The 12,121-nt window shown below is 67.3% G+C and carries 8 protein-coding genes; 4 read left to right on the forward strand and 4 right to left on the reverse strand.

The window, feature by feature from the left end:
• The first annotated feature begins 22 nt into the window (after nucleotides 1-22).
• From NR798_RS47055 to NR798_RS47070, 4 genes are all read left to right on the forward strand, one after another.
• Nucleotides 23-382, forward strand: a complete 360-nt coding sequence (locus tag NR798_RS47055; RefSeq protein WP_375769192.1) for a PAAR domain-containing protein — start codon at nucleotides 23-25, stop codon at nucleotides 380-382.
• A gap of 7 nt (nucleotides 383-389) precedes the next feature.
• Nucleotides 390-1,280: a DUF4123 domain-containing protein gene (locus tag NR798_RS47060; RefSeq protein ID WP_375769193.1), complete on the forward strand. Its 891-nt coding sequence runs from the start codon at nucleotides 390-392 to the stop codon at nucleotides 1,278-1,280.
• A gap of 5 nt (nucleotides 1,281-1,285) precedes the next feature.
• Nucleotides 1,286-4,429, forward strand: a complete 3,144-nt coding sequence (locus tag NR798_RS47065) for a type VI secretion system Vgr family protein (RefSeq protein ID WP_375769194.1) — start codon at nucleotides 1,286-1,288, stop codon at nucleotides 4,427-4,429.
• A gap of 92 nt (nucleotides 4,430-4,521) precedes the next feature.
• Entirely contained in the window at nucleotides 4,522-5,271 is a 750-nt protein-coding gene (locus tag NR798_RS47070; RefSeq protein ID WP_375769195.1) for an ankyrin repeat domain-containing protein, read from the forward strand.
• 62 nt (nucleotides 5,272-5,333) lie between these two features.
• Here NR798_RS47070 and NR798_RS47075 read toward each other — a convergent pair whose 3' ends face one another.
• From NR798_RS47075 to NR798_RS47090, 4 genes are all read right to left on the reverse strand, one after another.
• The gene (locus tag NR798_RS47075; RefSeq protein ID WP_375769196.1) at nucleotides 5,334-8,321 is read right to left on the reverse strand and encodes a T6SS effector BTH_I2691 family protein; all 2,988 of its coding nucleotides are present in this window, start codon (nucleotides 8,319-8,321) and stop codon (nucleotides 5,334-5,336) included.
• The gene (locus NR798_RS47080; protein ID WP_375769197.1) at nucleotides 8,318-9,193 is read right to left on the reverse strand and encodes a hypothetical protein; all 876 of its coding nucleotides are present in this window, start codon (nucleotides 9,191-9,193) and stop codon (nucleotides 8,318-8,320) included. The genes NR798_RS47075 and NR798_RS47080 overlap by 4 nt, the downstream gene beginning before the upstream one ends.
• A 404-nt stretch (nucleotides 9,194-9,597) precedes the next feature.
• Nucleotides 9,598-11,085, reverse strand: coding sequence for a methyl-accepting chemotaxis protein (locus tag NR798_RS47085; protein ID WP_375769198.1), 1,488 nt, complete (start codon nucleotides 11,083-11,085; stop codon nucleotides 9,598-9,600).
• 114 nt (nucleotides 11,086-11,199) lie between these two features.
• Nucleotides 11,200-12,045 (reverse strand): aldo/keto reductase, encoded by an 846-nt coding sequence (locus NR798_RS47090; protein WP_375769199.1) that lies wholly within the window; start codon nucleotides 12,043-12,045, stop codon nucleotides 11,200-11,202.
• Nucleotides 12,046-12,121: the final 76 nt, after the last annotated feature.

The raw sequence follows: 12,121 nt of genomic DNA on the forward strand, positions 1-12,121 counted from the left end.
CACGGACATGCATGTGTGCCCCATGGTGAATCCCGGCCCGGTGCCGCACGTGGGCGGACCCACGACCTCGGGAGAGGGCACGGTCCTCATCGGCTATCAGCCGGCGGCCCGCGTGGGAGACTCCCTGCTGTGCACGGGCCCGGGCGTCTCGGACTCCATCTCCCAGGGCGAGGCCAGCGTCATCATCGGCGGCAAGCCCGCCGCCCGCCTGGGGGACCCCACCTCCCATGGAGGCGTCATCGTCGCCGGCTGCCCCACGGTGGTCATCGGCTCGTCCGCGCAGGGGCAGACCATCACCATCGCCGCGCGCGACGGCACGCCCTTCTGCGAGGAGTGCGAGAAGGCCAAGAAGCAGCAGCAGGCCCAGGAGCAGGAGGGCTGAGGAACCGATGAGCACGGGAACCAGGCGCCACGCCATCCTCCAGGTGCGCTGGGGACCCTTGGCCCACCAGAAGACCCTCATCGAGCCCGGCCAGGTGCTGAAGGTGGGGCGCGCTCCGTCCTCGGGACTGGCGGTGCCGCACGACAAGGAGCTGGCGGAGGAGCAGTTCGAGCTGTCCTGGAGCGGCAAGCGGGGCTGGCTGCACGGGCTGCCGGGCGTCCCGGGGACGCTGCTGGACGGCGAGCCGGTGGAGCAGGGGGAGCTCTTCAACGGCAGCTGGCTGCGCGCGGGGCAGACGGACTTCTCGGTGTACTTCGAGAAGACCACCCCGCCGCGCGAGCCCGAGCAGCCGGATCCTCCCGTGCTGGTGGCCCACAAGGCCCGCGCGCTCGAGGTGCTGCGCGCGCAGCAGGCCCCGCTGTACGCCATCGTCGACGCGGCGCGCGACGCGCGCATCCTCGAGCTGTTGCACGAGTCGGTGGAGGACTGCCACTCGCTGTACGAGGGCCCGCAGGGCGTGGCGCTGGCGGAGGTGGCGCCCTACCTGGTGAGCCTGCCGCAGAAGGACTCGTGGCTGCTGGAGGCGCTGGTGCAGGAGGGCTGGGGGGCCCACTGGGGCATCTTCCTCACCAGCTCCGCGCCCGTGCTCCAGGTGCGGCGGCACTTCCGCAAGTTCCTCATGGTGGAGGCGGAGGGCGTCGAGGGCAGGCTCTACTTCCGCTACTACGATCCCCGGGTGCTCAGCGCCTTCCTCCCCTCGAGCCCGCCCGGGCCGAGGAAGGAGTTCTTCGGGGAACTCGAGGGCTTCATCTTCAGCGGCTCGAATGGGGAAGTCATCGTCGAGTTGCCTATGCAGGACGACAAGCGTCCGCCGGACCGGAACGGGACAAGGGGCTGATACCGATGGTTGCTCGCGCACACGTACACGAGGTGGGAGGCGCTCCGGTCTTCCTGTTCGACATCGGAGACTTCGACGAGCCGATGCGGGTGCTGCGCTTCACCGGCTCGGAGGGGCTGTCGAGCCTCTTCGAGTTCCAGGTGGAGCTGGCCTGCGAGAACCCGGACGTGGACCCAGCGCAGGTGGTGGGCAAGACGGCGCTGCTGGCCATCCGCGGCGATTCGGGCTTCCGCCACCTGAGCGGCCTCATCAGCCGCTTCGAGCAGGTGAACGAGCTGCCGCACTACGCCGTCTACCGGGCCGTGGTGGTGCCCGTGGTGTGGCGGCTCCAGCACCGGCACGACTGCCGCATCTTCCAGAAGCTCGACACGCCCACCATCCTCAAGAAGGTCTTCGAGACGGCCGGCGTGCCCTCGGACCGGGTGCGATTCTCGCTGGTGAACGCCTACGAGCCGCGCGACTACTGCGTGCAGTACCGCGAGTCCGATTGGGCCTTCGCCAGCCGCCTCATGGAAGAGGACGGCATCTTCTATTTCTTCGAGCACCACGAGGACAAACACGTCCTCGTGCTCGGCGACAAGGAGTCCGCCCTCAAGCCCATCGACGGGGGGGACACGCTGCCCTTCCGGCGCGCCTCGGGCGGCGTGGTGATGGAGGACCACGTGGCGCGCTTCCGCCGCGTGCAGGAGGTGCGGCCGGGCAAGACGAGCCTGCGCGACTTCAACTTCAAGAAGCCCGGGCTGCCCATGGACTCCCAGCACGAGGCCGAGGTGGATGCGGACCTGGAGGTGTATGACTATCCGGGCGAGTACCAGGACCCGGGGCGCGGCTCCTCGGCCAAGGGCGCCACGCTGGCGAAGCTGCGGCTCGAGGCCTGGCAGGCCTCGCGGGTGCAGACCCAGGGGGAGAGCGATTGCGAGCGCCTGTGCCCGGGTCGGCTCTTCTCGCTCCAGGAGCACTCGCGCGCGGACTACAACGGCCGCTACCTGCTCACCCACGTGAGCCATGACGGCCAGCAGCCCCAGGTGATGGACGAGGAAGCTCCGCTGGAGGACTTCAGCTACACCAACACCTTCACCTGCATCCCGGAGAAGACGCCCTACCGGCCCGCCCGCGTGACGCCCCGGCCGTACGTGCAGGGAGGCCAGACGGCGGTGGTGGTGGGGCCCTCGGGGGAAGAAATCCACGTGGACGAGTGGGGCCGGGTGAAGGTCCAGTTCCACTGGGACCGCCAGGGCAAGCTGGACGAGAACAGCTCCTGCTGGGTGCGCGTGAGCCAGCCCTGGGGCGGCGAGCTGTGGGGACGGATGTTCATCCCGCGCATCGGCCAGGAGGTCATCGTCGACTTCATCGAGGGAGACCCGGACCGGCCCATCATCACCGGCCGCGTGTACAACGGCGCCAACCTGGTCCCCTACGAGCTGCCCGCGGAGAAGACGAAGAGCACCCTCAAGTCCAACTCGTCGCTGAACGGGGACGGCTACAACGAGGTGCGCTTCGAGGACGAGAAGGGCAAGGAGCAGTACTTCCTGCACGCCGAGCGGAACATGGACGTGCACGTGAAGAACGACTCGTTCGAGAACATCCTGCACGACCGGCACCAGACGATCGGCAGCCAGGGCAAGAAGGGGAAGGCCGGCGACCAGAACGAGCTGGTGTACCGGGACAAGAGCCTCACGGTGCACCGCCATGTGCAGGAGCACGTGGGCGGCAACCTGAAGCGGCACGTGGGCGGCATCGACGGCGCGGGAGACGTGGACATCGTCATCCAGTCCAACCGCATGGAGCTGGTGCACAAGAACAGCCACCTGCATGTCAAACACTGGCTGCTCGAGAAGGTGGACGGCACCCAGTCGCTGCAGGTCGGCAAGGACCTGCACACCTCGGTGGGCCAGCTGAACGCGGTGGAGGCGGGCAAGGAGCTCCACCTCAAGTCCAAGAAGATCGTCGTCGAGGCCGCGAGCGGTATCACCATCCAGGCTCCGGGCGGCTTCATCACCATCGACGCGAGTGGCATCGCCATCAAGGGCGCGAAGGTGCTCATCAACAGCGGAGGCTCGGCGCTGTCCGGCAGCGGCGTGGCGCCCACCGCCCCCCAGGACGCGGTGGAGGCCAAGCCCACCAAACCGGCCGTGGCGGACGATGGAAAGGTCCGGGCGCCGAGCGGCCTCGCGGTGGCCCAGGGCGCCTCGGAGCTCGAGCCCGTCAAGCCGATGAACCTGGCGGCCACCATGCTGCCCATGGCGCTGCTGCAGGCCCGCGCGCCCACCGTCACGTGCGTGCAGCTCGCCAACCAGATTGACGAGATGGACCACGCCATGGTCCGCGCCGCGCTCGCGGCGGACGTGTACAACCAGAGCGGCACCCCCGGCCCGCTGCCCGAGGGCTTCACCCGGGCCAACGATGAGCAGCTCCGGAACCTCTTCGCGGGCCAGCTCTCCGACGAGCAGCTCAAGAACCTCACCTCACCCGAGGGCTCCAGCTACCGCGCCGCCATCTACCAGGACGACAAGGGGAAGGCGTACCTGGCCTTCCGCGGCACGGAGAACAAGGAAGGCCTCAAGGACTGGAAGGAGAACCTCCTGCAGGGCGCCGGCATGGAGAGCCAGCACTACGAGAAGGCCAAGAAGCTGGCCGAGCGGCTGGATGTCGTGACGGGCGGCAACATGGAGATCATCGGCCACTCGAAGGGCGGAGGCATGGCGGCCGCGGCGGGCCTCATGACCGGCGCCAAGACGACGACCTTCAACCCGGCGGGCGTCCATCCGAACACGGTGGGCGGCATGAACATGTCCAACGCCAGCGCCAACATCAACGCCTACGTCGTGGAGGGCGAGGTCCTCAACTGGGTCCAGGACAACCGGGCGGTGGTGCACGGCGCGGCCGTCGTCGCGGGCACGAAGCTGGGAGGCCCCCTGGGCGGGATGATCGCCGCGATGGCCGTCAGCGGCTCCCTGCCCCAGGCCACCGGCCGGCGCGTGAACCTCCCGCAGCCCAAGGAGTTCAAGAGCTCCTGGTACGATCCCGTGCTGTACCGGGTGGACCTGCATGGCATGGACCAGGTGAAGAACAGCCTCGACACGCACCAGGAGAACCTCAAGAACCAGTACGTCGCCGACGGGTGCGAGGCTCAGCTTGGAAAGCGATAGAGGGGTGACCCATGATGCGCCGTTGGCCATGGCTGGCGTGGGCCGCCATGCTCTCGTTGTGGGGCGGGTGTTCGAGACAGGGAGGAGCAACAGTGTCCGGGCCAGATAGCTATTTCGAAAAACCGGCCGACAAGCAGATGGCGCTGGCCGTCGCCGGCGGGGAGACCGAGACCCTCCGCCGGCTGCTCGAGAGTGGCGAGGTGGACCCGCTGGCCGTGGGCCGCGATGCCACCAACTGGCTGACCATCGCCGTCGCCGCGCGCCAGAAGGGCTCGCTCGACACGCTGCTCGAGCTGGGCGCCCTGGGAGACCCCAAGGGGAAGCTCGCGGGCCAGGCGCTGTACGCCGCCACGCTGCTCGATGACCTGTACTGGCTCAAACGGCTCCGCGCCGCTGGCGCGGACCTCAACAACTACGGCGGTGGGGATCTCCTGCTCGAGGTGGCGGTGGATACCCGCAACAGGAAGACCCTGGACTTCTACCTCGAGAACGGCGCCAACCTCGACATGCCCTCGAGTGTCGGCGGCTCCGTGACGCTGTCCACGGCCCAGGCCCGACGTTTCGACCTGGTGAACGAGTTCCTCGACCGGGGCGCCTCTCCCTGGGTGATGGACTCGCTCGGGTCCACCCTGGGCTTCACGGCGGAGAGAGCGGGGAAGGTCCCCGCCTGGGACCACCGCAGCCCGATGAACCAGGAGCGGCTGCTGCTGCTGGAGCGGCTCCACGCCATCGGCTTCCCCAACCCCGCGCCCACGGCCGTCGAGGGCCGCGCCCTCCGGGAAGCCGGGAAGTGGCCGCCGCCCAACGCCCCCAAGACCGCGCCGCGGCCCGCCTCTCCCTGAACTCCAAAAAGGAGCCAACGTACCCGTGCGGCGGATGAGGTCTTGAACACCCTGGTGGCTGCTCAATCGCTCGCCACCGCCGTGCGTTTCTCGACCTCCTTGGGAAGCACGAAGTTCGGCATCGTTTGCGCGTTGGGCCAGTACCGGACTTCGACCTCCGCGCTGTGGAACTGCGCGTCGTCCAGCTTGAGTTGACCGCCATAGCTCAGCCCGGAGGCTCCGCTTGAGATGGCTGGCGGTGCCCACCAGACGAACGGGGGGGTGGCCCTTGGGCTGCGGCCCGACCCGTTCGCGCTCACCACGGGGCCACGCGGGTCGACCATTCGACCGCCCATGTTCCGCGGGCGGATGGTCTCGTGCAAGATCTCCTTGCGGCCTGCCGCGCCAATCAGCGTGACCTTGCAGTCGAGCACGCTCTCGCTGCCAGCTCCCGGCAAACCGATGCTGAAACGGAAGTTGTCGAAGTCGTCATGGTCCGTCGTATTTCGCCACTCCCAGGCATCGTCGCTCCACTCGACCTCGATCTTCATGGCAGTGGAATACATGACCTTGTTGAGTCCATCCATCTCGCCCTGGACGGTCAATTTCGCATCCCCCCGTCCATAGAACGAGCCCCGAAGCCATACCTCGATGTCGTTGTCGGTATCCTTGAGCGCCTGCCAGAGGAATGCGATCCCGATGCCCAGGAAAATGACACCTGCGGCGATCCACCCAGCGACGGGCACGGTCGCTGCGGATGCTCCGATGGGCGCCAGCAGACCAAGCGTTCCCACGAGCACCCCTTTCCCGCTCGCAACGGCGAGGGCGGCGGCCATGCCCGCCAACCCGGAGGCGATCATGAAGCCACTCGAGACCCGGTAGGACAGCGCGGCGTCGTCGTCGCCGGCCCTCGCGCGCTCGTTGCCCTTCACGAGGGATTGGACGCCTTCCGTCAACGCGGACGCCGTCCCCAGCGCCCCACCCAGCAGTGCCAACCGTCCAACGAACATGGGCCCCATCTTCTTGGCGATCGTCTCGGCGACGATCTCCGCCGTGACCCCTAGGACGCCCAGGATTCCAGACGCAACACCAAAGTATGCATCGGACTTGTCACTCACGCCCGAGTCAGCGAGGCTTTGTGCGCTGTTGCCCAGATTGAGTGCCTGAAGCGTGAGCCCCGCCCAGGTAAGTGCCCCGGACAGGGTCCTGGTGAAGTTCACCATTTCCCGATAGGGATTCACCGGCGGTGGCAACGCCAACCTCGTCTCTGGCGCGGGCAACGCGGGGACTTTTCTGGCCAACTGCTCCGGCAGCCACAGTTCGACCACGCGCCTCTTTGTGGTCGTGGTGCTCGTGCCCGGCATCGCGAATATGTCCACGCCGTTGCTTCCCACCACATAGATGCGCCTGCCGCTCGTCATCTCGGAATCGACAAGTCGCTTGAGGCTGGGCTCGGGCGGGCCAAAGGCGGCCTCGGCGAGCAGCCACGCCTCCTCGGTCTGGCTGAGCGACATGAAACCAGGCGCAACGGTCACCGTGGTACGAACCGACACAGCCATCAGGACGCGGACACCCGCGACCTTGTAAAGCCCCGGGTTGCTCCGCTTCAAGCGCAGAACCTGGCTGGCCATGGTCGAACCGATGAGTGACAGGGCGTGCTGTTCGGTGCGTTTCTTCAAGTGCTCACGGAACTTGCTCACCGCTTCGAGCAGGTTCTTGGAGATGTCGACGAGTTTGTCGGTCTGTCCGACATCCGGAAGCGACTTGCCGAACATGAACTCGCCGAAATTGGCGTCGAGAGCTGTGATGGCGCCCCACAGTGTGGCCTGGGCATCGGCAGGATGCTCGTTGAGCCACTTGTCCCACAGGGCTCTCTCGGCCTTGGTCTTGATGGCGCCGTGCAAGCACCGGGCTGTGGCGTCTTGCCGATCCATGGCCGATTGATCGTCTGCGGGGTCGAAATCGAGCCACCAAGCCTTCAGGGAGTCCGAGCCGTTCAGCGTGGCCACATCGTCGGACATGAGATCGATGCGCTTGTCCCAATCGGCGATATTGGTGTCGTAGGTCTTCTTGTCCGTCAGCAACTTGATACCGTCGTAGTGCTTGGCGTAGCGTGTCTTCCATTCCTCCGCTTGGCCGTTCTGCTTGAACGACTCCTCAAAGCCCAGAATGATGTCGCCGACCATTCGCTCGCGCTGGTGCTCCGCGACGTAGGTCCCCATGCGGCCAGTCTCATCGTTGCGCAAAGCATTGAGTTCGATGGCCAGACCGAGGTCATCCTGTAGAGCGATGACAGCGCCGGTCTTCCCCCCGGTGCTCTTCGAGATCTCTTCCATCCTGGCAGCCAGCGGAGCGCCCTGGGAACCGCGAGCGCGCAGGGGCGTGAGCAAGTGCTTGTTCAGCTCGGACACCGTAGCAACCGAGGCATAATCAGCCACTACGGTCCCAACATTGGCCCCCATGGGTGCGCCGAACCGCACTGCATTCTGCGCCTTGTGGTTACTGCCCAGTGAGCCCGCCGCAGCCGCCATCACGTCGAGTTTGACCATCCGCTTGTCGCGGCAGTTCCCCTTATTGGCGGCATAGTTGGCCAGGACCGCCTTGGTCCATCGGTAGCGACTGAAGGCCAGCCACACGGCGGCGTGTTTTTCGGGGTCGATGACGATGACTTGCGCGGAGAGATGGTCGCCACCGGAGGCACGCACCTGGGCGCTTGCCTCCGCAGGCATGTCCGCGGAGGGCATCCTGCGCAGCAGGCCCAAGCCGTCCACCGTGTAGGCGTCCCACGTCAAGTTGGGCTTTAGCACGTACAAGTAACCCTGCGGGAGGGTGCGTAGTACGTACCAGTGCGCCTTGAGGTCCGAGCTAGTGTACCTGGCGTCCAGCTGCTTCAGCTCCGCCGATGTGCCGCGCAGCGAAATGGGGACAACGGTGGGCACGACCGGCAAGATCGCCAAGCCTTTGGCCGGTTGCACCTCGCGGTCGCAGAGTTCGCAGACATTGTCCAGCTTAGACCCAGCGTCCGGCCACTGCGCCGGGTCCCGGGGGCGTCCACTTCCGGTGATGCTCATGGTCTCGCTCCGCTGCGTGCAGGTTCTGGCTGAGGACCGCTGCTCCGTGACAGGCGTTTGACTGTTTTTCCGAGAAAATACATGGCGGTGCTTCGCAGCCGGACGAACTTGTCGCCGCCCGCTTCGAACTCCGAAAGGATCGTGGCGATCCAGGGGAATTGTGGATCCGTCAGGCATCCATGGCCCAGCCCGAACATGAGCAAGACGATGAGCGCCTCGTCGGTTACTGTCAGCGCGTCGTGAGCTCTGGCCATGGAGCGTCCATGCCGGATCAATTCCCGAAGGCCTCGCTCACCCACATAACTCGACTTCTCGGGTCCGAGGATCTGGAGTATTTCCAGGTGTTGTCGGTCCACGTCGACGAGCGAGTTGAATGCTGGGTTCAGGCCCCCAGACTGAGCACGCAGCAGTGCTTCCAGAGCATGCTTGCCGCTGGGACCGGCCACGACGTCCAAGTAGCTGTTGGTGGCGCGGTGGAGTTCGCGCGCACGGTCCAGTTGGGACTCGTCCGCCCGCTCCTTGTCAAGGACGGCGGCAGCCCACGGAAACTGTGGATCGGAGTCGAAGTCGCTGCCCAAGATAAACATGACCTCGATGTATAGGCGCACCGGGCCGCGCTGGGTGAACCCGTGCCTGTGTGCTCGCTGAACGCCCAGCTCGATGATCGACCGCAGGCCATCCGGCTGAAGGCTTCGTGCATGCACCGGGGTGAACTGGCGCAGATGGTCGATCGTCTCGTTGACAAAGCTCTGCCGCGACAGCTGCTCGAAGACCTGTAGCTGCTCTCGACTGATTCTTAGCATGGTAGGTCGACCTGCCCGGAGGGTCCGCTCCAGTCTTGCATCGGGTCCGCACAGAAACGGATCGCGCACACACTTCTCCGACAGAAGATAGGACAACCCCTCAAGCCGGGGCCTTGGCAAAATCGACGAAGGCCCGGAGTGCGGCCGGGAGAGGCCGCTCAGTTTCCGCAGCGTCCTGGGGATGACATATCGCGTGAAGTATTCCGGCGAAGCCACGACGACGGACCTCTGATGAGGCAAAACGGAACGCCGAGCATGCCGGCGGCGCTGCTCTCGCCGAAGCGTCTCCCTGTATCGAATCCCTCCGACACGATGTCGCTCAGCGCGCCGTCCACCCGCACTTAGACCTGCACATCCGGATAGGCCCGCAGGAATCAGGTGACGATGAGCATGGTCGGGCCGACTGCCGGGCGGCCACCGTAGGCCTTCCGCATTCCTCCGGTGTGCAGGCCGGAGGCTGTTGGCGGAATGGTTTACTGCCCCTCTTCCGGCAACAGCTTGCGCAGCTCGTCCGCCATGGAGCCCAGCTTCAGCGCCGTGGCCGCGACATCCGTCCCCATCTGCGCATACGTGTCCACCAGCTCCAGCAGCGTCGCGCACCCCTGCGAGATGTGCGTCGTCTGCTCCGCCTGACGCTCCGCCTCGCCGGCGCTCTTCTCCATCAGTTTCTGGTTCTGCAAGACAATCTCGCGGATGGAGCGCAGCGTCGTCCTCGCCGACTCCAGCACCGGCGTGAAGCGCTCCGTCGTCTCCCGGATGTGCCCCACCGCGTGCAGCGTCTCGGACATCTGCTTCGTCACCCCGCCCACCACCTCGCCAATGCGCGCCGAGCTCCTCCCCGACTCCTCGGCCAGCTTGCCCACTTCCTTGGCCACCACCGCGAAGCCCCGCCCGTGCTCCCCCGCTCGCGCCGCTTCAATGCCCGCGTTCAACGCCAGCATGTTCGTCGCCGCCGCCATCTCCTGGATCGTCTCCACGAAGCCGTGGATGCGCTCGGAGCTCTCCTCCAGCTTCTGCACGCTCAGCGCGCTGCGCCCCACCGCCTGGGCAATCGCCGACAGGCTCGTCTCCATCCCGCTCACCAGCGAGTCCACCTCGCCCGTGTAGCGCTGCGCCTCCTCCGCCTGCGTCGCGCTCGCCCTCGAGTGCCGGAACAGCGCGCCCGCCGCGCTCGCCATCTGCTCGCTCGCCGTGGCGATGCGCAGCGCCGCCGTCCGCACGTGCACCGCCTGCTGGGACATCTCGGCGATGGTGGACGAGAGCACCTGCGCCGAGCCCGCCAGCGTCCGCCCCGTCTCCACCACCTTGCCCCGCGAGGCCTCCAGCTCCCGCACCGCCCGCTGCATGCTCTGGCGCAGGTAGAACTGCTTGCGGTGCCCCGAGTGCAGCGCCTCCAGCAGCATCGCCACCGCCACCGTGCTCATCACCAGGATGAGATCCAACACCAGCTTGCCCGCCAGCGGCGCGTCCGAGAGCGCCAGGTCGAAGCCCAGGTGCACCACCCCCAGCAGCGCGTAGAAGGCCATGCGCGCCCACCGGCCCACCGGCAGCATCGAGGGCCCCGTGAGCACGTTGAGGAACACCATGGCCACGTGGTAGCCCGAGCCCTCCATGCCCAACGCGTAGAAGGCCCAGTCGTTGCCCACCGCGTACAGCAGCGTGGTGAAGAACATGGCCAACGGCAGGTCGCGCGGGCCGAGCACCCGGCGCACCGAGAGCAGCAGCACCGGCACCAGCAACCAGGACAGGCGGGCCAGCGCCAGCCGTCCCAGGTCCAGGCCCGTGCCCGAGCCCGGGCCCCAGAGCGCGTACAGCACGTCCAAGACGAACAGCACCGGGCTGGCCACCAGCGCGGTGAGCGTGAGCTTCCCGAGCCGTAACGGCCCTCGCGTCAGCAGGAACTCGCGGTAGCTCTCCTCGGTATCGGGAGATGGGGGGTTGTTGTCCATGTGCTCGGCCACGGCCCCGAGGACCTGCCTCGGGCCCGTTGCGCGCACGGTATCAGACGACGGCCGCACCCCGGCGTGGGCATTCGCTCGCCCGGCTGCTCTTCCCGGACCGGCAGTCACCTCCGCCTACACCACCGGCAACTCCCGCTGCACCGGCCCCGGGGGGAAGGCCTCCTCCAGCCGGGCCAGGTCCTGGGCCGTCAGCCGCAGCCGCCCCGCCGCCGCGTTGTCCCGGGTGTGCGCCTCATGGCTCGCCTTGGGGATGCAGAAGAGCGAGCGCCGCCTCATCAGGAAGCCCAGCGCCACCTGCCTCGGCGTGGCCCCATGGGCCCGGGCCACCTCCGCCAGCACCCGCCCGTCCGGGCTGTCCGGCTCGGGGAAGTCCCCGCTGCCAAAGGGGCTGTAGCCCACCACCGCCACCCCGTGCCGCTCGCACCACGGCAGCACCCGGTGCTCGATGTGCCGCTCCCTCAGGTGGTAGAGGACCTGGTTGCACGCCATCCGGCCCGGCCCGGCGATGGCCAGCGCCTCCTCCAGGTCGTCCACGTCGAAGTTGCTCACCCCCCAGGCGCGAATCTTCCCGTCCGTGCGCAGCCGCTCGAAGGCGCGCAGCGTCTCCTCCAGCGGGTGCGGCCCCGGCCAGTGCAGCAGGTAGCAGTCCAGCCGGTCCGTCCTCAGCCGCTTCAGGCTGCGCTCACAGGCCTGCAACGTGCCCTCGTAGGTGGCGTTGTTGGGCATCACCTTGGACACGAGGAACACCTCGTCGCGCCGCCCGGCCAGCGCCTCGCCCACCAGCGACTCCACGTCGCCGTAGCCGTACAGCTCCGCCGTGTCCACGTGCGTCATCCCCAGGTCCAACCCCACCTGGAGCGCCCGGAGGGCCGCCCCCCGGTCATCGCCCTCCATCTGCCAGGTGCCCTGCCCCAGCACCGGCACCTCGACTCCCGTGAGCCCGAAGACGCGCTTGTCCATGTGACTCCCCCTCGGGCCCAGGGTCTCAACTCCTCCCCACGCCCGGTATGCCGGCCCGCCGCCCGGCGTCTCCTGC

It is taken from the genome of Archangium gephyra (assembly GCF_042230915.1).
GTDB classification, from domain to species: domain Bacteria; phylum Myxococcota; class Myxococcia; order Myxococcales; family Myxococcaceae; genus Archangium; species Archangium gephyra_B.

Bases quoted from the DNA above. Each gene is read 5' to 3' on its own strand.
- NR798_RS47090 (WP_375769199.1), bottom strand. From the start codon at position 12,045: ATGGACAAGCGCGTCTTCGGGCTCACGGGAGTCGAGGTGCCGGTGCTG.
- NR798_RS47065 (WP_375769194.1), top strand. From the start codon at position 1,286: ATGGTTGCTCGCGCACACGTACACGAGGTGGGAGGCGCTCCGGTCTTC.
- NR798_RS47055 (WP_375769192.1), top strand. From the start codon at position 23: ATGGTGAATCCCGGCCCGGTGCCGCACGTGGGCGGACCCACGACCTCG.
- NR798_RS47060 (WP_375769193.1), top strand. From the start codon at position 390: ATGAGCACGGGAACCAGGCGCCACGCCATCCTCCAGGTGCGCTGGGGA.
- NR798_RS47075 (WP_375769196.1), bottom strand. From the start codon at position 8,321: ATGAGCATCACCGGAAGTGGACGCCCCCGGGACCCGGCGCAGTGGCCG.